Source organism: Mesorhizobium sp. M1078 (assembly GCF_040318615.1).
Classification (GTDB): domain Bacteria; phylum Pseudomonadota; class Alphaproteobacteria; order Rhizobiales; family Rhizobiaceae; genus Mesorhizobium.
This window is the reverse complement of the sequence record NZ_JAMYMP010000001.1, coordinates 679,382-700,924: the sequence shown is the minus strand read 5'-3', so window position 1 is coordinate 700,924 and position 21,543 is coordinate 679,382. Positions and strand designations below refer to the sequence as shown.

Genomic DNA, 21,543 nt, shown 5'->3' with positions numbered 1-21,543 from the left:
AGCCTCTTGAGGTTGCATTTGAAAGAAGGTAACCGCTATTTAGCGGCAGGGCGGGATGTCTAAATGTCAGTATTTTCTAAGTGGTTCAAAGACGCGCGCGCGAAACTGCCCGATAATGTGTCCGTCGGCCGCCACACCTATGGCGTCACTTGGCGGAAGGTGCTTTTCCCGACTAATGAAGCCCCCCTAAATGTCGGTAGCTTCTGCTCTGTTGCTGGCCAAGTGCTGTTCATGTGCACCGGCCAACACCAGACGAAGAGTGCCACTTCATTCCCGATCTATAGCCGCGTCCTGAAGCAGCCTGAGCCTTTACCCAACGCTGGGAAGCCTGGGGGCATCACGATCGGCAACGATGTTTGGATTGGCCACGGTGCCATCATATTGCCAGGCGTGACAGTCGGCGACGGCGCTGTTGTGGGTGCCGGCTCCGTCGTCGCCAAGTCTGTCGAGCCCTATGCGATAGTGGCCGGCAATCGCGCGCAAGTTGTCCGCAGCCGGTTCCCTGCTGATACCGTTGTGCAATTGCTGGAAATACAGTGGTGGTTGTGGGACGACGATAAGATCAAGAGCGAGGCAGCTACTCTCAGCGGTCCGATCGAGACTTTCATTGCAAAGCACGCCACTCGATGAGGGACGTTTTCGGTTATATCGCGTATGGCGAAAACGAATTGTACCATCGCGGCGCGTTGCTGAGCGCACTCAAGCTTTTGTATCATTGTCCAGAAGCAAAGATCATTGTTGCGACGGATAGGCCCGAATTGTTTGTCGGCTATCCCATGGAGACGTTGCTTCTGACTGACATGCAGAAAGAGGCTTGGTCCTTCAGCGGTCAATATCATTTTGGCATCAAGGCCCGGGCGCTGATCAAACTGCTGAGGATGACCGACCGCCTCATCTTCATGGACTCAGACCACTACCCAGCAGGATTTCTATCCCTTGGCTTCGAAAGCATTTCGCCTAAGCATTCAGTGATGCGACGCCTAGAGAAACCCCACAAATGGACGCCTGTGCTGGAAGGGGAAGGCCTTCGAATCGGCGAACATGTTATCACGGGCCGCGAACCTATGTGGCAAAGTGGCATTCTCGGAGTGCATCGAGACAATCTTCCCGCTCTGATGGACGCGTATCCACCGATGCTTGCTGTGCATCAGATATCGAAAATTGACGCTGCGGAGCAGTTCTGCATCGGCATAGCCTTGTCCTTGGGGGGGCGGACGATCAGCCCGCATAAGCTCAAGATCAGGGACTATAATACGCGAGGGAAGAAGGCGTTCGCAGAACCTCGTGTACATCGCTTCTTCGATGCATACGCTGCCGAGCCCGTTGCACGGCAAATCGTCGAAGCTGGCCGATATCGAGTGTGGCGGACGCCGGTGGATATCATTCGCCAAAAACTCAAGGCGCGAGGATGACTGCAGGATCAAGCCCAAGAGCACGGACTAGCCCGACTGCGTCAGGATCGTCGCTGTAAACTTCCGGCCGATCCGGCGCGAACCAGCGGGCAAAATAGATTGGGTTGCCCGCCAGGGCGGCATAGGCCTGCGACATCTTGCCAGCCTCAATAATCCGAGCCTGCACAACCGATTTTGGCACCATGCGACGCTCAGCAGGCGGCGCGCTCCACGCTTTGCCATCCCAGAGTTGGCGGGCATCTGCCGGGGCCTCCAAGACCTCAATGCCATTTTGAGGCAGACCGACGTTTTCACCGTCAAAGCCGCCGAGATAGACGCCATCCGCGTCGACGAAGAATTTGGTCATATCTGCCGATCCCTTTACTCAGAATTTGTGATAGGTGTATGCCTTCGCCAAGCATGGTTTTCGCCGTGAGGCAGAGATGTTTTATTTGGGGTTGGCGGTCGGCTTTGCGTTGGGCATCGTGGCAATGTCAGCTGCCGTTTATTATTGGACGCACCATGATGATTTTGAGATCAGGCGGGGGGAAGAGCGTTAGCAGCATAGGCCTTCCGCCGGCTAGCGGCGCACGCCTTGAGCTTTGGCGAAGTATTTTGTCATGGGAAACCTCCGGTTTGGGCATTGCCGCCCGTCCGGAAACTTACGGAAGCGTTTCGCCGTCAAGAACGCGCTGGTAGAGGGCCAGGTAGGCTTTAGTGGTCTTTTCGATTGGGAATCGGTCAGCAGCCGATTCGCGGCAGCGGAGTGCGGACATCCCGCTGATCTCGTTCAGGCCGGTCGCGAATTCATCGTTACTGTCGAAAAAGCGTCCGGTCTCTGCGTTAACTGTTTCAGGTAGCGCGCCGCGTCGAGTAGTCAGTACTGGAGTTCCGCATAGCATTGCCTCGACCGGCGCCATGCCGAACGGCTCATCCCAAGAAATCGGGTTGAGGAAGGCTTTTGCCTCGCCCAACAGCCGCAGCTTTTCGTCACCGTCGACAGTCCCCGTGAAATTGAAACGACGCGAAAGGCTTTTGAGGAACACGCCCCGAGTCTTGCTACGCCCGAGCAACTTCCAGCGAGAGCCGCCGGCAACGTCGAGATCGAAGTCAAATCTCTTGGCGAGGTCGACGGCGCGACCGAGACCCTTTCCCGCTCTTGCGATACCGCCGAGAAACAACAGCCGACCGGTCTTCTTGTCGGTGAGCCGGTAGGCATCCACCGGGAACCCGTTGTAGACGAATGTCTGCCGGCCCTGGTGCCGGGCGTGGCTGGCGCTAACGAAACTCCAGTTCAGCCCTTCCCTTGGCGTATTCGGCACATAGCCGTGCAGCGTGTAGAGCGCTCGGTGACTGGTCTCGGCCTCGTACCAGCCGTTGAAGTGCACAATGTCGGTATCTGGCGGGATTGCCGCCACGCTTTCGGGCGCAGATGCAGCGTGTCGAACCTCACAGAGGGGATGTGTAGAGCCATGGGCGGCAATCAGCGTGACCCGATGCCCCAGACCGACCAGCGTGGTGGCCAGCCAGTCTACTTGGCGCTGAGTGCCACCGTAGCCTTTGCAGGGTATTTCGCCTTGAACCACGACAGTAGCATGCATTTCGCAGGTTTAGACGGATTCCTATTCAGCAAGCTAGGCCCACGCCCTGAATACCAGCCTCCAGCTTGTGTTCGTTATGTTGGTAAGGCTTGCTCCGCTTTTGGCCATAATTCGAAGTGAACTGGAATTGGCGCCAATTCGAACATTCAAATTGGTTGTATCCGGAACCATGCTGATGGCCTGCACGGTAGCGTCAGTAGTGTTCAGCATAGGATTGATGGCGACTTCATCGCCGATCGAATACGCCAAGTCCGCAGTCGTGCACTGGATGACGGCGATGTAGAGCTTCGGCTTCACCCCTAGCCCATGCGCCAGCGTCAATGTGCCGCCGGCCGTGATGGTCTGCTGGGCGCTCTCGTAGGCTTTCTGCAGAAGCGCCGTGCTCGACTGAACGTAGCGGGCGTCTTGCTCGGCCTGAGACCACTGGATTTTAAACCAAGCACCCCACACGCCGCCGTTCTGGTAACGGCGCCAGATGGTGGTGTTGGCCGCCGTGGCATTCACAAAATCGTAAACCGTTTGGGTTCGGTAGCCGGCCGCCCCGTGTGCCTCGACCGTGCCGATATTCCACCCGGTGTTTGCCGCAGGGGCGTTGGCCGCCCCACTGCCCATATACCAGCCGTTGTCGAGCGCAGTGTTCCAGTCGGTGATCGTCTTAGCCACCACACCGAGGCGCGCGGGGAGGTTGGCATCAGAGATTACTGCGACTGGTTGGCCAGACGCGCGGATGTAGGATCGAACACGCCAGTTGCCACCACCCAGGGACTGCGCCACGGCGGTATCACCGGCTGCGGCAACGATGTTGGCGGCCCCCGGCAGGATGAGCGTGGCGGCATTATGGGTAAGCGTCGCCGCTCCGGAGAAGGTCAGGAAACGCAAGACGCCGCTGGGCAGCACGCCCAAAGCGGTGATCACCGCCGCGCCCGACACCGTGACGGAGACACCGGTTGCCGCGGCCAGATCAGTCGTCGCAGCTGATGCGATGACACTGCTGGTCGTGTGCAGAGCATCATTGCCACCGACCGCCGAGCTCGCGCCCGTGCCGCCCATCGTGATTGGGCGCGGCGTGTTCATGATCGACAGAAGATCGGCCAAGAAGGCGTTGTACTTCCCGCTCTCGATCGTCGTGTTCGGAATCGCCGTTGTGTTCGGCGGCCATGACGTGACGCCGGCTCCATTCATAGGCATTGGCAGCACCTTTTAATATTTGGGGTTTGCTCGTATGTTCCGCGCCTATGCGCGTCAGAATTCTTCAGATCATCGCCGCCGTCGTCACGATCGGCATTATGGTCGTGCTGCACGACGTGATTGGAGGGTTTCTCCGAAGCTTGGAGCCCCAATTCGTCATCGGTCTTGCCGTTGGCGTTATGGGAACGACGGCGGTTTTCGTTGCGCTATTGCTGTGGGAGCGCCGATCGCTGGCCTTGCGAGAGGAGCAGAGAGCGCGCGACCTTATCGACCTCTGAGCCTGACACACCGGAACCACGCCCAGCACGAAGAAGGGCTTCAAGCACATCCGGATTGTTGCTGGTCAGGATGCGGGCCATGGCGGTGCGCATAGACTCATCCTTTATTCCTCGAAGAGCTTCGACAACGGCATCAACACCCTTCATGGCAGTGGCCCGGGTCGCTCCCGCTACTCCGCCAGCCATGAATGCTTGCGGCACGCCAAAGGCTTCGGCACCTGAGCCGGTAAGCTCTTGCTGGGAAGCCTGGCGGGCGGCGGTGAGTGAATTCCGCGTCACGATGTCCGTGGTATCGGCGAAGTGTTTCTCGCGATCGAGAAGACCGATGATGCGGTCGGCTCGGTCCTTACCGAAAAGCGTTGCAAGACGACTGCGGTTCCAATCGCCTTCGCCCTTGATGAGGCGCTGAAGGGCAACGCGGTCATTTGCGTTAGTCCCCACGATGCGCTCAATCTCGGCACGCGCCCCCTCGCGCAGCCGCATAGGGACAGCAGACGGGCCGATCTGCATGCCTTGCGGCAACGCACCTTCCTGCACTTCTTGGGCGAGCTCGGCGGGCCTCGGCGCTTCCCGGCCGCTGGACAGCACCTGTTGGCCGCGTCCGACCGCCTCCCGCTGGCGGGCCAGCTCGGCAAATTTGCTGTCGACTTCTTTGATGCCGGGCACGGAAGCGCGCAACTCGTCATCAACAGCCTGTCTGGCCGTCTGAAGCGCGTTGCGGGCGTTCGTTTCCACCGTCGTTTCCAGCATGCCATCAATAGCCTTGCGGGTTTCAAGCAACGTAACGGGATTGCTTTCCAGTTCTTGGGTGCCGGTGCGGTTCAGCATCGTGCGAACACGCTGTAGACCGCGCTGCGCCTCACCGCGAAGGGTCTGGAGTTCCCGATCAAGATAGGTGGCGATCGGTCGCGGATTGACCGGCGAAGCGTTGGCAAAGGCCGCCCGATATTCCGGTGACAGGTTGGCCTGGTTCACGTCGATGCCGGCATTGATGCGCGATGGGATAGGGGCTGGGCCAAGTTCCTGGTCGATCGTGCTGGTGATGCGCTGGTTTGCACCGGCATTGCGCGCGTCGACGGCCCCGCGAACAATGGCTTTGCCTTCTCCGGGCAACGCTGCCAAGCCGCCGGCCTGCGAACGAAGATTTTCGCCCAGATCCATGATCATTCCGCCGGGGCCGAGCTTGTCCATCTGACCCAGCGCGCCGGCATCGAGCGCGTCGCGCCCTGCCGCCCTTGACAGCATCGCCGCGGCAACCTTGTCGATGCCAAGTTCCTTGGCTGCACCGCCGAGGTTCCAGCCATCGGCAACATACTTGACGCCTCGGCCGACGAGAGGCCCGATAGCCGGGGCGAGCACACCGAGGCCGGCTCCAGTAACCGCGCCAATGCCTGTTGCCGTAGGATCTCCACCAGAACGGATTGCCGCATCGGTTCCGTTGATAAGTCCGCCGGTCAAGGCACTGGCGCCGAAGCGCAACGGCGCCGACGCCACGCCAATACCGAAGGCCCCAGGCGCTGCCGCCATCGCCGGGATAGTGCCCGCGACAGCGCCCGTGACTTGTGACGCCTTGTCGAGGTTTGGGTTCATCGACTTTTCGGCGACGGTGCCCGCTTGGATGCGCTTCAGAACTTGGTCATAGGTCTCGTCAGACGCTCCCGCGATTGTCGCAGCAGCTGCACGATCGACGCCGCCCCGGATCATTGGGCCCAAGATCGGGATGCCCTCCAGAATCCCGCCCGAGGTGGTGCGCAGTTTGCTCAGAGCATCGTCGCCCTCGATCCTGTCGGTGAGCGCATTGTAGCCAGGTGGTGCGAAGGCAGGAACGCGGTTCGGCTGCAACGTCTCTTGATCGACCCCGGCAATCGCGCGCTTTTGCTCGGGTGACAGCGCATGCATCTGTTGGGCGAGCCCAATGCCCGCTTGAGCGCGGGCATCCGGACCCGAGGATGCGCCCGCCTGTCCGAGGGCGCTCAGTGCGGTCTTCTCGTCGGGCGCATCGACTTCGTAAGTCTTGCCGTCTGCGCCTTGAATTTCGAATGTTGCCATTATGGTTTCACCCTGATCCGCACGCCGTTTCCTACATCTTTCCAGCCATCCGGATTTGACGATGGTGCCGGAGCGTTCGGCTCGGCCGTCGTCCGGTCGACGGAAGCCTTGATGCCTTCCAGCATGCGCTTCAGCTCTTTGACGCTGTTGGCCGCCCTATCACCAGCACCGCCAATTGCGGCGGTGTAGACCTGGCTCGGAAGGTTCCATGCGCCGCCGTCCTTGGTCACGTCGACAACCGGGTCGTAGATCATGTTTTCCATCAACTGGAGATCAGGCCCGTTGAGGACGCCCAGATTGAAGAGTTCCTTCATCTGCAACATGATGCCCTGACGGACGGTGTTCAGATTGTCCTTGGACGCGCCGGGCATTACCTCGATGCCGGTCTTGGCGACCAGCTCCGAATAGCGGTCGAGTTCGCCGGTGATGGCATCGAACGCCTGGTTGACCGAGGAAACCCGGTTCCGCTGTGTTTCTGTCGGCTTCATTGTGCCGGGGATGACGGCTCCTGCAGAAGGAGCGGCCGAAGGCGGCGCAGCGACGGCGGGAGCCGGTGCCCCAGCAGCAGGAGGCGCTACCTGAGCGGGCGAAGTCACTCCTGGTGCGGCTGGTGCGGCAGGCACGGCACCACCACCGGGAGCCTGTAGCCATGCCGGAAGGTTGGGCGGCACCTGAATAGGCACCATGCCATCAGGCGTCTGCACCATCTGCGTCTTTGGCTGCGAAATGATGGCGTAGGCAGTCGCATATTCTCGCGAAGCGGGATCGGCGGTCGAGAGGATGTTCCAAGCCTGGGCATCGAGGCCGTTGCCTTCGAACTTCGTCGGGCCGCCGCCTGAAATGCTTTTCGTCTCGCCGCTGGCCGCATCGAACAGAGTGTCGTCGTCCAGCTTCTGCCACTGCTTCGGCGGAACGGCCAGAGACTTGCGCGCAGCCTGAATTTGCAGCTGCCGCAGAGGATCGGCATCCTGCATTTTCTGCTGGAGCATCATGTTGGCCATCGCCTTTTGTTCGGGCGATGCCCAAGGGTCAGCGGCAACCTGCATGATCTGCTGAAAAGACGGACCGCCCTGACCGGGCTGGATAGCGCCGCCAGTGCCGCCAGCCTCTACCGGGATGCTGGACAGGTCTTCCTGCGGAGACATCGCCTGAGCGACCTTCTGGACGCCGGGAGAGGCTGGTGCAGCCTGCTGGGGCTGCTGAGCGCCGGCGAGAGCCGCAACGACCGGCGACGGGGCCGCTGCCGCCGGACCGGGCTGCTGAGCCGCGCTGAGGGCCTGCACGACGCCACCGCGACCGCTGAGGGGCTCCGAGCTCATCATCGTTGACAGGACGCGCTGGCCGGCCGGCGTGGTCGCGGCAGGATCACCGGGGCCGGGATTGGGCAGCGGCGCATCGGCATTGACCGGGATCCATCCCTGATCACCAGTCGCGCCGGCCATGCCGGTCGTTTCGACAAACTGATAGGTCTTGCCGTCGGCGCCGCGGCGAACTTCACCAGCTTTTCCAGATCCTTGCGGAGCGCCGGGATAAGTCGGACGCGTTGCGGGTGCCATCGGGTCGTTAGGATCGAGCGGAGGAAGGCCGCTGGGATCATACGCAGGAGCCGTGGTGCCGGGCGACATGGTGGCGAGGCTCGGGGCCGGTGTCATACCAGCGGAGCGATCGAGCGAGGCAACCTGAACTGGGTCTTGTGACTGCTCCTGCTGGGCCGCCTGCGTTGCCTGTGCGGGCGTAGCGCCGGCGCCAAGCGCCTTCTGATAGGTCGCAACGAACCTGTTCGTGTTTGTCCCCTGTTCGATACCACCGGGAAGGCTCGTCCACGTCCCGCTTAAGACCTGGCCGACGTTGGCGATTGCGTCAGGATCGCCGGACTGAAGAACGTCATCAAGCACTTGGCCCGTCTTGGCCTTGTAGGTCTTGGCGGCGAGGTTCCATGCCGCCTTGTCCTGGTTGACTGGCGAGAAGTCGGGCAAGCCAAGTTCCTTCGCCTCATCGTCCCATGTGGAGCCCAGAAACTGATATTTGCCAGCGGCCGACGAGGTGCGGCCAGCATTCGGCCCTGTTTGGATGCGCACCGCCTGGTTCGGATGGTGGGAGAAATCATCGAATTTTCCGCCGCCATAGATGACGTTGTAGCGACCGCCGCTTTCTGGGCCGGAAATCGTGTTGAGCAGCGCCTTCTGGTAAGGCTTTGCGTCCTGCCATGCGAGTTGGTCGCCGCCGTAGTCGGCCGCGCCGCTCGCGGAGGCCGCAACTGGAGAGCCCGGAGCCGCCGGGAATGTGCCAGCGTTGATCATGCCGCCAAAAGCATCGGTCGCATGGGCTTATCCAGCGGTCTCTGCCGCGTCGGCGCGCCTGTTGAGCACATTCTGCACGATGCCATCGCCGAGCGCATTCAAGCCCTCGCCGATGTTCTGCGGCGCGCGCTGAGAAGACATCAGCGCCTGGACAATTGCCCGCTTCTTGGCGACTGACGCAGGCGTCTCGCCCTTCTCGGCATCGAAGATGAATGACAACGCCATGTCTCAGGCCCCCAGCGACAGAGCTTTGCCGTAGTCGACCTGGCGATAACCGTCAGGCCGGCGCGAAACAGCATCGGGTCGGACCTTCTCGACTTCGCTGGCCATGAGCCCAAGCCGCATCGGAGCGCCCTTCGCCTCGCCTTTGTAGTGGAACTTCCACAGCCCCATTTCCGGGGTGATGTCGGCGAGCCGTTCCTTGTCCTTTTTTGCGTCGTCGTCGGACAGTCCGATGAGGTTGCTGCCGAGACCAAAAAGACCACCGACCAAGCTTCCGGTCTGCGCGTTTTTTGCATTCACTGCGTCGACGCGCTGCTGGTAATTCTGGTTGATCAGCCCAGCGTTGTCGGTTGTCGGAATGGTGCTGCCGGTATAGCCGGCGGCCTGTGGCGAACTGACCTGCGATCCGGAAAGCAGCGCCGTGATTTCGTTGATCGGCTGGTTGCGGATTGCCTGGCCCTCCGCGAACGCCTGCCCATGCCCCGAAAGGATTAGCTGGTTGTTGGCGTCATTGACGTTCTGGCCCTGCTGGGCCATCGCACGGTCATAGGCGGCCGAGCCGAGCTTGATGCCCTGATTTGAGAGCTTTGTTGCCAAGGCATCCTGTTGTTGAGCCAAGATCGGATCGAGGCGCGCTTTCCCAAGCTGCAGCAGCCGTGCTTCGGTGGCGTCGTTCGAGCCGTCGAACGGCTTCGACATATAGTCTTGCAGGAACGCGGATTGAGTATTGGCCAGCGTCCCAAGGTTCAGCTGGGCCTTGTCGGTTTGATCCTTGATCGCCTGCTGCGCGGCGGAAAGCGTCGTCGTCGCGGTGCGCGTCGGGATTTGATAGGTCTTGCCCGTATAGGGGTCAGTGATCGATTGCGTGCCGCTGTTCGTATAGGTGATCGTGCCATCAGGCCCGACCTGATTGGCATTGTTCAAATATGAGTTGGCAATAGCGGTCGAGATGTTCGTCCCGGTCGACGCCGCGGAAGTTTCCTTGGGATCTGGCGGCTTAGGTGCTGAGGCTTTACCCATTTGTCTTCCTCGTGAAACGGCCGTTGCGCCAGTCTTCTTCAGTGAGCGTGAAAACGTAGCCGTCTTCGTCGCGGCCGCGCATGCGCTTGATCAGGTAAGGGGTGAAGCCGAAGGCCTTCGCGATCCGAACCATGCGCTCGTTCTTTGCGGAAACCTGCAGAACGACCATCTGGCAACCGATCTGGTCGAACGGATACGAAAACATGATGTGGCGGACATCCGCCGTCAGCCATCGCGGCGTTTTCGAAGCGCTCGAAATCTGGATCAGGCCCGGTCCTGGTTGAAAGTCATGAAACACCATGCCGGCGACTAGTTCGCCGGTTTCGTCATCGCCCACGCCGATCGCCTGGCATTTGCCGAAGCCGGTTTCGCAGCCCGGCGTCATGTCGGCCACGAACCGAGCGATCGCTTCGCTATGGCCGAAAATCAGTTTCAAACGACCACCGAACCGACTTCATAGGTCATGTCGATCGCGACGAGCTCGGCATCAGGGGTCGGAGTGATACCGCATGTGACCTGCACCTGAGGCGCGATGGCAAAGCCCGTCAGGCCGACAGAGACCCATTTCGTGGAAACCGTCTTCGTTGCGCTGGCGTCCCACTTCGCAACATCCCAGAGGCCCAGATCCCATTCATCGAAAACGACATCGTCGGCAACCGACGACGGCGCCGACGGCAGCGAGACCTGATAGTCCTTCGAGACTGAAAGCTTGGCGATGAATTTGCGGCTGGCCAGAAAGACCGTCCGCGCCATGTGAACGATCTTGCTCCGCGCCGGCGACTTCATGTGATCGAACAGGCCAACATAGGTGCAGGTATAAGGCGAGCCATCATCACTGCCGCTGACCTCGCACTGCATGATCTTGCCGTCCGACGTCCCGAAATACGCCCAGCCGTCATGCAGGACTAGGCATCGCGTATCCCAGCCTGTGTAGTCCGCCCATGCACCGGTTTGCAGGTTGACGACGAAGCACCTCGCATCCTGTCCGACATCCGCCGGCAGCGAGACGATTGCCATGTTGAACAGCGGCCACTTCAGGATTTCCCAAGGCAGGTTGGCGCGAGCTGCAGCTTCCCTGCGCCAGTCCGGCTCGATGTTGCGCGAAACGCTGATCATCGAAAGCGCCGCACGGTCTTTCTGGATAGCTTGGGAAATCGGAATGATACCATCATCCATGCCGATCAGCAGTTCGCCACCGGCTTGCATCACTGCGCGCTTGCCGCGAGGCGGCGACATGTCATAGCGGCCGACGAGCGACCAGCCATTCGGATCGGCGGGGTTTGCACCCTCGTAGACCGCTACCTCGCCCTTGGTTGAAACGAATACGCATTTGTCGTCGACGCCGTCGCCGGCATCAAGCGACCAGGTGCCGCCAAAAAGCAGCGATCCGCCCTTCTGGAAGACACCGGCAAGTGAGAGATCGACGGCGGCGCCGGCAATGGTATCGACTGGTAGGAACCACGCCGTAAGGCTGTTTTTTTGGATGAAAAATTCGCGGTTGCGATAGGTCCAGACGTGCGAGAGCTTGTTCGTGGCAATGGTGCCCAGCGCGGCCACCGTGGTCCATGCCGTGCCGTCGAATTGGCGCATGCTGTCCGTGCCGTTCACCGCCGACAGATAGTCGCCGCCAGCGGTCTCGAACTGCACATAGGAGAAATAGCCGCTGGTCAGCCCGGAAACGACGGGAGCCGGCGCTACATTGGGGTTGGCAGGGTTCGTGACATCGAAAATCTTCGTGCCATCCGCCGCGAACATGAAGCGGCCCGGCGACGCGTCATAGGACATCATGCTGACCACTGCGGTAGTGCCGATCGTCGCCTTCTTCTTCTCGCCGCCACGCAATCGGATGCCGGTTGTCGTAGGAAACCAGTTCTCGAGGACGCGGGCACCCTGCGGCTTCGACGCAGCGAGGTTTTCGTTCGAAATCTTGCCCCGGATCGGTGCCGGAAATGTAAGCGTGCTGTGACGCTGCTGCGATTGGGCAGCAACAGGAACGCGCCTGAAGCCGGCCCTCATGGCGTGATTACTCCCGGAAAGGCAAAGTCGGCGTCAATCGTCGAGCGGCGCCGACCGACGGCCAGGATGTTGGAGCCCTTGTCGGCGCCAGCTGAGACCGCGATGGCATCCTCGTAGGTCGCCATGTCCTCGGAATAGGCTTGCCCTTTGTTGGCCTTCCATTGCCAAATGATGCCGAGCTTCAAAACGCGCTCATCGAGGCGGAACACGTCATCGTCAGCCGTGAAAGCTGCCTTTGTGGCGCCGTCCTTGTCCTTCACGATTTTGTTGGTCAGGTAATAGAATTGCGCCGTGGCCAGGTTGGGGGTGGCGGGCTTGATCTGGATCTGATCCCCGATCATCGTCCATGCGCCAACAAGGATTTGAAAATTCTGCACCGCCAGGCCCAGCCACTCGTCGCTGTCGGGATAGTGCGTGAGCGACGTGTAAGGGCTTGCCGACGGCCAGACACGCGCTTTCTTCAGCATGCGCTGGTAATCGGCCGGGAGATTGAGGCCGGTCGAAACGCCGTCGCCAGTGAGCGTGGCAAGCGTCTTGAGTTTCGTCCAGTCCCGTGTGTCGAATGCGATCCTCTGCGCCATCTCGTTCGCGAGCGACTGCAATTCGATATGCTCGCGGTCGGTCGACGAAAAGACGGCGGTCGGCACGGTCAAGCCGATGACCGTGCAGACATCCTTGATGACGCTGAGGATCGTCATTGCGATCAGTCCACCATCGCCAGTTCCTTGGCCGCAGCGACCAAGGTGTCGTGGTTCGGATTGCCGCGTGGCCGGGAGCCGGTTTCCTTGGCGATGTAGACCTTCAGGGCTTCATCATCCATCGCCTCGATCTCGGCAGCGGTTGGCGGCGTGGTCTGCTCGGTCTCTTCGTCGCCGTCCTCGTCCTCGCTGGTTTCCTCATCCTCGTCGCCGGGTTCATCGTCGGCGGCGGTATCTTTGGCCGTCGCAGTGGCGCCCTCCAGTGGCTTTCCTGCCTGCATGAACTCCTCGCGCAGCCGGCGTTCATCCGCCAACTGCTGGGTCAGGGCCGCGACCTGGGCCGCAAGGTTGACGATGTCGGCGCTGCCGGCCGCATTGTCGAGATAGGCCTGCGCCTGGTTCTTCAGTTCGCGGCCGCCCATGCCGAGCTGCTTGAGCGGGGTGCCGTCCAGCGAAGCCAGCTGCTCGACTGTGTGGACGCCGAGAGCCTTCAGTTCGCGGCGCTTGCCTTCCTTCAGGAACGGCGCTTCGGAAAGCGGCGTGCCGGAAAGCGGCTGAGAGGTGCCGTCTTTGAAGGCGAGATACTGCTTGTTGTAGAGCTGCGCATAGGTGATGAGACCGCCGCCGGCCGCGATGCTCTCGCGCGTGGCGTTCGGTTCGGCATCATGTGCCGGATAGGTCGCCTTGGTCTGGCGGTTTGCCGGGAATGAAAGGTCGCAGACCTCCATATCGGTGAAGATCGGCCGGCCGGCGGACCTGCTGGCCTGTTCGTTGGGAATGACGTGATTTCGGAAAACGACGTTGACGATGTTCTGGTTCGCGCTCATGGCGAAACTCCTGTCTGAGAGGGTGCAAAGAAAAACGGGAGCCGAAGCCCCCGTTTCAGTGTCCTGTTGGAATTGGCCGGGTTACGCGGCCAGAGCGTCGTCCACGTACGGTCGATCGATCTCGAACTCGGCGAGACCGGCAGACGGTACGCCGACCGCAGAAGCGCCCTTGGCGTTCTTGACGCGGTCCCCCGCGACAACAGCATCGTCAACGCTGCCGGCGGTTGCCGTGGCGTAGACGTTGGCATTGTCGAGGAAGCCGACCAGAGCCTTGCCGATCGCCTTGCCCTTGATCTGATACCACCCGAACTGGCTGGCGACATTCGCGGACATGGCGACAGCAACGGAACCGATCATGTCGGGGCCGAGGAGCACCGTCGACCAATCGTCAGGATTGTAGAGCACCCACGAGCCGAGACCGGTGGTGGCGACGCCAGCGAGATAGATGAACTCGCCGACGCCGTAGACCGGATCTTGCGCCTGGATGATCTGACCAAGCCAAGGGCCAGGAGTGGAGCGCCCGGCCGCCGTAGAGGCCGGCAGCGTTGCGGCGATCGGCGGAAGGCCGAGATGCGGAGTGTGAGGAACGTAAGCCATTTTTCTGGATCCTCCTTTACGCGGCCGGGTTGCTGTCGATGAGCTTCCACTGGAACAGCGGATTGTTCATCGTCAGTTCGCCCATGAAGCCGATGTACTGGACATTCGCGTCCTGATTGATCGGCATCATGGATTTGCCGATCTTGTTGAAGTTGCGTTCCGGGTGGTAGCGGAGCCAGAGCGTGTCGGTGTCCAGACCATAGGTCGTGTTCGCCGGCATGTTGGAGCCGATGCCGCCTTCCTGGACGATTTCAGCGGAGCGACCGGCGCCGAAGTATTTCAGCGACGTAAAGCCGAGCTTGCCGAGCCCAGAGACATCGTTGACGCGCTGGATTGCCACGGTGGCCGCATCATAGGCCGCGTAATGCTCCGGCGACATCAGCAGGAGATCGGCGGCCCTGGTGCCACGCGAGCGCTGCGTCATGATCGAGTTGAGCATCGGGCGGATGGTGGTCGCCGTGACCTGCGTTCCGATAGCCGGGAAGGCAGAATTCGCGTCGAACACCGAAGTGCGCCAGATCGCATTGGCGCCGCGATCGATACCGGCATAGACGCCGGAATTGACCACAGTCGGAACCGCCAGCTGGAGGCCGCCCAGTTCCTTGCCGCCGAAGCGGGTGCCGTTGCCGTGGAGCGAGATGTCGACCTCGTCCTGCAGCTCACCTTCCGCAGCCTCGATATGAGACTCCAGAATGTCCATGAGCTGGTTTTCGCCCTCGTTGTTGAGGATGTCCTCGTTTGCGAGAGTGACGGCGACGGCGCACATTTTCGGCGAGTATTCGGCGTCGTTGAACAACTCGGCCGGAACCGGGTTGAGGAAGTCGAAGCCGTTATACCAGACCGCCGAACCCGTCTTGGTATAGAGCAGGCGCTGGCGGATCTTCGGGCCGGAGTATTCCTTGAACTTGCCCTTGCGCTTCAGCACGTTGAGCAAGGCGTTGGAATTGGAGACCAGGTCCTGGTAGCCCGAGGCTCGATCCTCAAGCGCCAGAGACAAAATCTCCTGGTTCTTTTCTACGGAAGTAAGAGCCATGTCGGCCCTCCTTTATGACGGGGATCACCCGGCCTGAGCGACAGCTCGGCGGAGCGAATCCTTGATTGAGGTTGAAGCCCGCTTCGTTGCCGGGTCTGAGCCAGCCGAGGGCGCGCCTGTGATTGATTTCTGGCCCTTCAGGGTCTGAGCCTGGGGGTCTTGAGCGGTGCGCGTCTGAGGCGCTGCTGAAACTGTGGTGGTCGATGCGGCCGGGTCGGGATTGAGCATTTCCGCAAGCTTGTAAGCTTCGGCCAGATCGGCGGTTTTGCCTGATTTCAGGAAAAAGGCGATGTCTTCGGCCAGGTCCTCGAAACGGGGATTGTCAGCCGCGAACTTCTGCACCTGCGCATCGATCGTTGCGACGTGCTGCTGTTGCATCGTGTTGGTGACGCCGCCGACGCTATGCTTCAGCGTCTCGATCTCGCGCTTGAGCTGCTGGATCGTCGCGTCATTCTGGCCCTGCACCTCGTCGGGCTTCTGGCCCATGACATGCGCAGCGAGCTGGCGAAGCGAGATGCCTGCATAGTCGCAGACGGCCTCAATGCCCTTCAGCGGGTCCGAGAGTAGCGTCCGCTCCAGATTGGTGTAGCGCGTCATCGCATCGCGCATGGTCGTGTTGTTCTTGGTGGCCAGTTCGTGGAAGTCCCGGACCTTCTCGAATTCCTCCGCTGGCACGCGGTGCTTTTCGATGCCGGCTTCAAGCTCGCGGATCGAGCGGTGAACGGCCGCCTTGACCGGGTCGGGAGCCTTCTCCCATTCGGCCATCGCAGCGGCGTCGCTCTTGAAGCGCGCGGGAGCCTCGGCATGGCTGGTTTGAGTGGCAGGCTTGCCGGGCTCAGTCTTGGCCGTCTCTGCCGTCTTGGCAGGCTGCTGGGTGGTGTTCGGGTCCTTGGTCGGCTTCGGATCGGGAAGCGTCTTGTCGGTCTTGTCAGCAGCCTTCTCGCCCGGCTTGGGCTGGGCCTCCACTGGTTTCTTGCCGGTGTCGGTCTCTTCGGCCTTGGCCTTCTCATTGACCTTTTCGGCCGCAGCCTTCAGCGCTTCGCGAGCGGTCGGCGCCTTCTTTGCTTCCGGTTCGGGCTTGGGCTCGGCGGTGTTGGGTTCGGTGCTGATCGGATTCGGCGTCTGCGCGTCGTCGGCAACAGTCGAGATTTCGGCGGGCGCCGAAGCGCCTCCGTTCAAGTCTTCCATGGGATTGCTCCGTCTGAGGGATTGCTGGTTACTGGTGGTCCTGGCGCATCAATTCCAGCGCCTGGTCGATGTGCTCGCGCGTGATTCCGCGCAGCAATTTCTCTTCCATCTTCGCCCGAATGTCGTTCGGGATGATGAGGGACAGCGCGCCCTCAAGCATGGCGACACACAAGACAGCCTGCTGGCCAATATCGAGGCGACTGGCTTTGAATGATGCCTCGATCGCGTTGGCGAGGCCGGCGCTAATCACGGCGCCCGGACCCGTTCGCCGCGGTCAAATCGGGCTTTTGCTTTCAGCACTGTTTCCTTGATCGCCTTACGGTCGATCTTCGGACGCTTGCGGGGCCGCAGCCGTGCCGGATCGTTGCCAACTTCCTCGAGCCCGGCGGCGCGGTAAGTCGCGCGAAGAGCCGATTTCGAGGTGTAGACCTTGCCGTCGTGCATCGACTGGACTTCGGACATGGTGTCCGAATTGATCATTGGCGCCGATAGATGCGAGCGCTTCGGCTTGGCGGTATCCACCTTGTGGAAAACCTGCCGGCCGTCGCCGAGATTGATCCACGTGTAAGCCATCACAGGCCGCTGGTCCGCTTCAGCAGAGTTGCAACGCCCGGGTTCACATTGCTTAAAGCAAGCTTGTGCGCATCGAAGACACCGGCGTTGATCTGCTTGGCCAGTTCCTTTGCCTGCTCGCCAGGCACCCCAACGGACATAAGCCGGTCGACGTTGCCATTGGTGAGGCCCGCGTTCATCTGGCGGGCAACCTCGATTGCCACCGGATAGCTCATGCCGCCCCGGCAGAGTTCATCAGCACTGACTGGCATGGCATTGTCCTTTTCAAAGTTGAGCAGCAGCTGGCTGAGGCGCGGCGTTCTTCTGTGCTTGGCCGAGCACCTGAAGGCGCAGCTTTTCGATTTCGAGCTGACCCTTCTGCATGTCCTGCTCGTGCTTCTGAGCTGCGGCGGCCGCGTTGGCCTCGATCTCGCGGATGCGGATATCGGCCTCGCGCTGCTTTTGCGCGGCATCAGCGTTGATCCGGGCGATATCGGCCTCCGCCTTGGTTCTGGCGATTTCCGCGTCGCTTTGTGACTTGGCCATTGCGGCGTCAGACTTGGCCTTTTCCACCGCCATCTTGCCTTCGTTGGCCTTGGCGTCAGCTTCCGCTCTGCCGGCACTGGGATCTGGCCTAGGCTGGGAACCCATCGCCTTCATCTGCTCCGCAAACTCGTCAATCGTCGCATCCATGCTGCGACCGGGACGGAACGGCGCCATGGCGAATTTCAGCACCTCGGCAGCGAAGGGAGCCGTCTCAGGTTGTGCCTGCACCATCGGGCCAAGCTGGGCGAGCGTGCCAGCAAGCGCAGTCAGGAACTCGCTGCGGCGCTGCTTCTCGGCATTTTCGTCGGGCTGGATGGTGCTGTCGGTCTCGATGTCGAGACTGAACGGCCGGATTTTCTGATCGTGCAGGAAGTCCATCACCTGGTCGATGGTGACGGTCTTTTTCAGCTCCTCGATCTGCTTCGTGATCTCGGCAATCTGGCCCTGAGCCTGCTGCATTATCTGCTGCGCGGCTTCCGGGTTCTGCTTCGCCATCGCGGCGATTTCGGGATCACGCGACGCGCCCTGCAATTCCTTCTCGATGCTTTTGGCTTGGGCCTCCAGCGGCTTTACCTGCTTGGCGATATCGGCCTCGCTCGGCAGTTCCATCTGGCTCATTTCCAGCAGCGTCTTCGACTGGAAATTCTCTGCCATGACCTCGGCGATGATGCGCGCCGCGTCGCGAGCGATGCGCACCAGCTCGTTCTGCCGGTCGCGAATGCGGACAGAGCCGTATTGCGTCTTGATCTGCTGCGCGCCGAGCGTTTCGTTCGGGTTGCTCTCGCCCCGCATGATGTCCGACAGGCCGCTGATCTGGTAAATGTCCTCGATGAGCTGCTTGCGAAGCGCGATCAGCTGCGTGATGGTCGACGCCACCATGTCGGTCGGCAGCCAGACAACCGTGTCCTTGGCCGATCCATTGCCGAACGCGGCCCAATTGCTGACCGGGACCATGATCTGGCGCGGATCGCGCGTCTTAACCGCGGCCTCGATCGCATCGCCGATTTCGCCGGCGCCGGCCGGATAGAAACCACGCACCTGAAGCGCTTCGGTCAATGCCGAAATGCGGTTGGTGATGTCGTTGATTTCCTCGATCTGGTCTTTGTAGAAGACGTAATCGGGAACCGGGATAAGGCTCTCCGGCTGCAACGTGCCATAGGCCGGCTGCGGACACGGGAAGAAGTTTTCCAACGTGAGGTGCGGCGCGCCCTCGTCCAGCACGACATCAACGCCCGGTGACAGCCACACCACCTTGTTTTCGGACTTCGACCACAGTTCCCAGACCCGCGCCTTCAGCTTGCCGTCGGTATTGTTCTTGTCGTCCTTGCGCTTGGCGAACTCGGCATCCTGATAGGCGTTGCCTGACGTCGCCTTGAAGCGCTTGCGCATCTCTTTGCGCGTCATCCATGCGCCGCCCGCGACCCAGTCCACTTCCTTCCAGTTTCGGGCGGGATCATGCACGAAGTCGCGACGGTTCTTGTGCTCGATGCAGACGGTTTCGGTGTAGCCGTTCTCTCGGCTCTTGGTCTCGTACCGGATCCACATGCAGCCGCGCGCAATCGTGGCCAGGTCGTCTCGCACCAGCCGCATCACGCCGTCAATGTTCTGCCGATCGAACGTCACCGCCGTCGAGCGCTCGACAAGCTCCGATGCCGTGCGCGGGAGCGGCCGACTGTCCTGAAAGCGCGGCGCGACCACCGGAACCGGTGGGCGGGAATACATGGAAGGCTTCAGGACTTCGATATTGGCCCAGAAGATTTGAAACTCGCGGTCGCGGGTGACGTTCGCCAGGCGCTCCAGATCGGCATACCGCTTCTGGATGTTGGTGCACCGTGTCTGATAGTCGGCAAAGCCGGCCTTCTCCTGATCCGTGATCAGCTTCAGCCAGCCCTTGGAGGCCTTCGGCTTCAGCGACGGGTCGACCGCATCATCTGCGGTGTTGTCGATCTCGTCTTCAGTGTCGTTGATCATATGCGAATCCTTCGACGCCCGTTGCCGTCGTCAGGCACGCCGGGAAGCTGGACATGGCCCTGGGGCACCTTGGGAGCCGGCGTCTTGGTCTTGGCCGCCCATGGCCGCGACATGCACGCGTAGCGCGTCTCGTCGGCCGCATGGTCTTCCTGGTCGCTGTTGAGGTCTTCCGGGTTCGCCTCGTCGTGCTGCAGCGCCGGCAGGGTCCGAATCGTGTGTATGCAGGTTTCGAAGAAGAACAGCATCGCCCGGCCGTCCTCGTCGCCAGTCAGTCGGCCGCGCAACTGATCCCAGCCGCCCATTGCGCCGCGTCCAGCCGTTCGCTTGTTGTCCGCGCGCCGGAAGGTCGATCCGTTAGCGTTCGTCCCGTTCGCCATCCTCTCGGCCAGCGATGGCCCGCCGTCCTGGCTGAACGCAGCAGGGTCAAGGACGCCGTAACTGATCGTGTCGTCATAATCGCGCTGGCGGACACCGGCCCCGACCGCTTCTGCATGCAGCTTCAGACCAGTGTTGGGCAGATAGCGACCCGATTTGTCGATCTTCACGCCATACCATTCGCGGTACTTGATGAGCGCGCCGCGTGGAATGACGATGCCGGGCGCGCCAGCCACGCCAGACGGCACAATCGTATCGTCGGACGCCACCGCATACCAACCAAAAGAGAACGGCTTGGCGCTGCCCCAGTCGCCCGCCCTGAAGCGTGTCCAGTGGTCTGGAATGGCGAATGGTTTGACGACGTGCCGGCGTCGTTCGAAGTTGTCGAAATAGGCGCCCTCAACAACGTCCCAGTCGCCATAGCGCATTGCGCGCACCAGGCTCTCCGAACCGAGACCCATCAGCCGGCTTTCATAGCCGGGATCGTTGTCGTTCATTGATGGGTTGTCTTCGAGCTGCGCAGGGATGAACTGCCGCTGCATGCCGCCTTCGCTGACTTCGGCCTTGTACACCTTCAGCGGCAGGACGCCGTCAATGAACGTTGCCTTGACGAACTGGTGACCGATCCCGCCCGGATTGGCTCCACAGAGGATGCGCGGGAAGCGGCCGGCGTATTGCGGCGGAACCTTGATCCCGACCATGCGCACGCGGTTGCGGAGGAACCGGTAAATCACTTCGGTGAAGTGGGTCAGCTCGTCGATCAGCAGCACATGGATTTCAGCGCCCTGATATTTGAAACGGTCCTTCTCGTCTTTGCAGTGGCAGAGATAGATCCTCGATCCGTTCCAGAACCGAATTTCATCCTCTACGATGGTGACGAACCCGCATTCCACCCAGCCGGCGAGCATCTGGCGAAAGCCTTGGGGGCCTTCCATGTGGTTCTTGATCAGGTCGTCGCGGATGCGGCGGAAGAGATAGACCTGAAGGCCTGGGATTTCCGCGCACCAGGTTATGGCGGCCGCGCGCATCAGGTGCGACTTGCCACCGCCGGCAGCACCGCCATAGAGCGCTTCGGTTGCTTCCGTCTCGAATGCCAGCGCCTGCTTGTCGTGCAGGTCGAGATTGATTTCAGCTGCGGCTGCGGAGGCGGACATTGACCACCGGGACGAGCGCGGCGCCGTCCTTGCCAGTGAGCTCGACGCGTTCCTTGAACATGCCAAAATGCTTGCCCAGGTCGACCAGCGCCGATTTCTTGTCGTGCATCTTGATCTTGATGCCCGTCTGGGTAAGCGAGACTTCAGAGACCGCGGCGGCCGTGTCGTCGTCAATCTTGTCGCTGCCGACCAACTCGACCGGATAGATGCCGAGACCATTCGGCTTGGCGTTCTCCGATTCCGTGTCGATCGGGCTGCGGCCCCACTGCACCGCCTTGCGAATATCGGAAAAGGCAATCTTCGCCAGCTCGGCCACGATGCGTTCCTGAGTGACGCCGAGCTTTTCAGCGATGGCTGCTTGCCGCGCTGCGATGGCCTCGCCAACCATAACATTCGATAATAGGCGCGATCCTTGCACCTGGGCTGTCAATTCGCTGTAGCCGGCCCGCTTTGCCGCCTGTGTGGCGTTCAGGTCGATCATGAATTCTTCGATGAAGCGCGCTTGCTTCGGGGTCAGCTCTGTTGCGGGCATTGAGG

22 protein-coding genes are annotated in these 21,543 nt (G+C 61.1%); 2 read left to right on the top strand and 20 right to left on the bottom strand.

The window, feature by feature from the left end:
• The first annotated feature begins 63 nt into the window (after positions 1–63).
• On the top strand, positions 64–630 hold the full coding sequence (locus NKH38_RS03545) for a CatB-related O-acetyltransferase (protein ID WP_023807183.1): 567 nt from the start codon (positions 64–66) through the stop codon (positions 628–630).
• Positions 627–1,412: a hypothetical protein gene (locus tag NKH38_RS03540; RefSeq protein WP_023833699.1), complete on the top strand. Its 786-nt coding sequence runs from the start codon at positions 627–629 to the stop codon at positions 1,410–1,412. The genes NKH38_RS03545 and NKH38_RS03540 overlap by 4 nt, the downstream gene beginning before the upstream one ends.
• Here NKH38_RS03540 and NKH38_RS03535 read toward each other — a convergent pair.
• From NKH38_RS03535 to NKH38_RS03440, 20 genes are all read right to left on the bottom strand, one after another.
• Positions 1,396–1,758 carry a hypothetical protein gene (locus NKH38_RS03535; protein ID WP_023831649.1) on the bottom strand — a complete coding sequence of 121 codons (363 nt, stop codon included), beginning with the start codon at positions 1,756–1,758 and terminating at the stop codon, positions 1,396–1,398. The genes NKH38_RS03540 and NKH38_RS03535 overlap by 17 nt on opposite strands.
• A 295-nt stretch (positions 1,759–2,053) precedes the next feature.
• Complete coding sequence (locus tag NKH38_RS03530) at positions 2,054–2,977, bottom strand: glycosyltransferase (protein WP_348524518.1); 924 nt, start codon at positions 2,975–2,977, stop codon at positions 2,054–2,056.
• Between the two features lie 48 nt (positions 2,978–3,025).
• The gene (locus NKH38_RS03525; RefSeq protein ID WP_155923523.1) at positions 3,026–4,180 is read right to left on the bottom strand and encodes a pyocin knob domain-containing protein; all 1,155 of its coding nucleotides are present in this window, start codon (positions 4,178–4,180) and stop codon (positions 3,026–3,028) included.
• Positions 4,181–4,386: 206 nt separating this feature from the next.
• Positions 4,387–6,507 carry a hypothetical protein gene (locus NKH38_RS03520; protein ID WP_352759113.1) on the bottom strand — a complete coding sequence of 707 codons (2,121 nt, stop codon included), beginning with the start codon at positions 6,505–6,507 and terminating at the stop codon, positions 4,387–4,389.
• Entirely contained in the window at positions 6,507–8,807 is a 2,301-nt protein-coding gene (locus NKH38_RS03515) for a glycoside hydrolase family 24 protein (protein WP_352759110.1), read from the bottom strand. The genes NKH38_RS03520 and NKH38_RS03515 overlap by 1 nt, the downstream gene beginning before the upstream one ends.
• Before the next feature lie 27 nt (positions 8,808–8,834).
• Entirely contained in the window at positions 8,835–9,032 is a 198-nt protein-coding gene (locus tag NKH38_RS03510) for a hypothetical protein (protein WP_352759107.1), read from the bottom strand.
• A 3-nt stretch (positions 9,033–9,035) separates the two neighbouring features.
• Entirely contained in the window at positions 9,036–10,049 is a 1,014-nt protein-coding gene (locus tag NKH38_RS03505) for a hypothetical protein (RefSeq protein WP_352759104.1), read from the bottom strand.
• Positions 10,042–10,485, bottom strand: coding sequence for a GNAT family N-acetyltransferase (locus NKH38_RS03500; protein WP_031195509.1), 444 nt, complete (start codon positions 10,483–10,485; stop codon positions 10,042–10,044). Before NKH38_RS03500 ends, NKH38_RS03505 begins: the two co-directional genes overlap by 8 nt.
• On the bottom strand, positions 10,482–12,065 hold the full coding sequence (locus NKH38_RS03495) for a hypothetical protein (RefSeq protein WP_023831658.1): 1,584 nt from the start codon (positions 12,063–12,065) through the stop codon (positions 10,482–10,484). Before NKH38_RS03495 ends, NKH38_RS03500 begins: the two co-directional genes overlap by 4 nt.
• Complete coding sequence (locus tag NKH38_RS03490; protein ID WP_023807195.1) at positions 12,062–12,763, bottom strand: phage adaptor protein; 702 nt, start codon at positions 12,761–12,763, stop codon at positions 12,062–12,064. Before NKH38_RS03490 ends, NKH38_RS03495 begins: the two co-directional genes overlap by 4 nt.
• A gap of 5 nt (positions 12,764–12,768) precedes the next feature.
• Entirely contained in the window at positions 12,769–13,590 is an 822-nt protein-coding gene (locus tag NKH38_RS03485; protein WP_023833693.1) for a hypothetical protein, read from the bottom strand.
• Positions 13,591–13,671: 81 nt separating this feature from the next.
• Positions 13,672–14,187 (bottom strand): hypothetical protein, encoded by a 516-nt coding sequence (locus NKH38_RS03480; RefSeq protein ID WP_023831660.1) that lies wholly within the window; start codon positions 14,185–14,187, stop codon positions 13,672–13,674.
• Positions 14,188–14,203: 16 nt separating this feature from the next.
• On the bottom strand, positions 14,204–15,220 hold the full coding sequence (locus NKH38_RS03475) for a phage major capsid protein (protein ID WP_023831661.1): 1,017 nt from the start codon (positions 15,218–15,220) through the stop codon (positions 14,204–14,206).
• A 24-nt stretch (positions 15,221–15,244) separates the two neighbouring features.
• Positions 15,245–16,408, bottom strand: coding sequence for a hypothetical protein (locus NKH38_RS03470; protein ID WP_023831662.1), 1,164 nt, complete (start codon positions 16,406–16,408; stop codon positions 15,245–15,247).
• Between the two features lie 28 nt (positions 16,409–16,436).
• Positions 16,437–16,658, bottom strand: coding sequence for a hypothetical protein (locus NKH38_RS03465; RefSeq protein ID WP_023831663.1), 222 nt, complete (start codon positions 16,656–16,658; stop codon positions 16,437–16,439).
• Positions 16,655–16,930 (bottom strand): hypothetical protein, encoded by a 276-nt coding sequence (locus tag NKH38_RS03460; protein WP_352759096.1) that lies wholly within the window; start codon positions 16,928–16,930, stop codon positions 16,655–16,657. The genes NKH38_RS03465 and NKH38_RS03460 overlap by 4 nt, the downstream gene beginning before the upstream one ends.
• A gap of 50 nt (positions 16,931–16,980) precedes the next feature.
• The gene (locus NKH38_RS03455) at positions 16,981–17,232 is read right to left on the bottom strand and encodes a hypothetical protein (protein WP_023833692.1); all 252 of its coding nucleotides are present in this window, start codon (positions 17,230–17,232) and stop codon (positions 16,981–16,983) included.
• Positions 17,233–17,245: 13 nt separating this feature from the next.
• Positions 17,246–19,477 (bottom strand): hypothetical protein, encoded by a 2,232-nt coding sequence (locus NKH38_RS03450; RefSeq protein WP_023831666.1) that lies wholly within the window; start codon positions 19,475–19,477, stop codon positions 17,246–17,248.
• Entirely contained in the window at positions 19,474–21,006 is a 1,533-nt protein-coding gene (locus NKH38_RS03445) for a terminase large subunit domain-containing protein (protein WP_031195513.1), read from the bottom strand. Before NKH38_RS03445 ends, NKH38_RS03450 begins: the two co-directional genes overlap by 4 nt.
• A complete protein-coding gene (locus NKH38_RS03440) occupies positions 20,981–21,487 on the bottom strand; it encodes a terminase small subunit (RefSeq protein ID WP_245274121.1) in 507 nt (168 codons plus the stop codon). The genes NKH38_RS03445 and NKH38_RS03440 overlap by 26 nt, the downstream gene beginning before the upstream one ends.
• Between the last annotated feature and the right edge of the window lie 56 nt (positions 21,488–21,543).

What these genes read in the sequence shown, in the direction of transcription:
- NKH38_RS03545 (WP_023807183.1), top strand. Translation starts at nt 64, where the DNA reads ATGTCAGTATTTTCTAAGTGGTTCAAAGACGCGCGCGCGAAACTGCCC.
- NKH38_RS03540 (WP_023833699.1), top strand. Translation starts at nt 627, where the DNA reads ATGAGGGACGTTTTCGGTTATATCGCGTATGGCGAAAACGAATTGTAC.
- NKH38_RS03535 (WP_023831649.1), bottom strand. Translation starts at nt 1,758, where the DNA reads ATGACCAAATTCTTCGTCGACGCGGATGGCGTCTATCTCGGCGGCTTT.
- NKH38_RS03525 (WP_155923523.1), bottom strand. Translation starts at nt 4,180, where the DNA reads ATGCCTATGAATGGAGCCGGCGTCACGTCATGGCCGCCGAACACAACG.
- NKH38_RS03520 (WP_352759113.1), bottom strand. Translation starts at nt 6,507, where the DNA reads ATGGCAACATTCGAAATTCAAGGCGCAGACGGCAAGACTTACGAAGTC.
- NKH38_RS03515 (WP_352759110.1), bottom strand. Translation starts at nt 8,807, where the DNA reads ATGATCAACGCTGGCACATTCCCGGCGGCTCCGGGCTCTCCAGTTGCG.
- NKH38_RS03510 (WP_352759107.1), bottom strand. Translation starts at nt 9,032, where the DNA reads ATGGCGTTGTCATTCATCTTCGATGCCGAGAAGGGCGAGACGCCTGCG.
- NKH38_RS03505 (WP_352759104.1), bottom strand. Translation starts at nt 10,049, where the DNA reads ATGGGTAAAGCCTCAGCACCTAAGCCGCCAGATCCCAAGGAAACTTCC.
- NKH38_RS03495 (WP_023831658.1), bottom strand. Translation starts at nt 12,065, where the DNA reads ATGAGGGCCGGCTTCAGGCGCGTTCCTGTTGCTGCCCAATCGCAGCAG.
- NKH38_RS03490 (WP_023807195.1), bottom strand. Translation starts at nt 12,763, where the DNA reads ATGACGATCCTCAGCGTCATCAAGGATGTCTGCACGGTCATCGGCTTG.
- NKH38_RS03485 (WP_023833693.1), bottom strand. Translation starts at nt 13,590, where the DNA reads ATGAGCGCGAACCAGAACATCGTCAACGTCGTTTTCCGAAATCACGTC.
- NKH38_RS03480 (WP_023831660.1), bottom strand. Translation starts at nt 14,187, where the DNA reads ATGGCTTACGTTCCTCACACTCCGCATCTCGGCCTTCCGCCGATCGCC.
- NKH38_RS03475 (WP_023831661.1), bottom strand. Translation starts at nt 15,220, where the DNA reads ATGGCTCTTACTTCCGTAGAAAAGAACCAGGAGATTTTGTCTCTGGCG.
- NKH38_RS03470 (WP_023831662.1), bottom strand. Translation starts at nt 16,408, where the DNA reads ATGGAAGACTTGAACGGAGGCGCTTCGGCGCCCGCCGAAATCTCGACT.
- NKH38_RS03455 (WP_023833692.1), bottom strand. Translation starts at nt 17,232, where the DNA reads ATGCCAGTCAGTGCTGATGAACTCTGCCGGGGCGGCATGAGCTATCCG.
- NKH38_RS03450 (WP_023831666.1), bottom strand. Translation starts at nt 19,477, where the DNA reads ATGATCAACGACACTGAAGACGAGATCGACAACACCGCAGATGATGCG.
- NKH38_RS03445 (WP_031195513.1), bottom strand. Translation starts at nt 21,006, where the DNA reads ATGTCCGCCTCCGCAGCCGCAGCTGAAATCAATCTCGACCTGCACGAC.
- NKH38_RS03440 (WP_245274121.1), bottom strand. Translation starts at nt 21,487, where the DNA reads ATGATCGACCTGAACGCCACACAGGCGGCAAAGCGGGCCGGCTACAGC.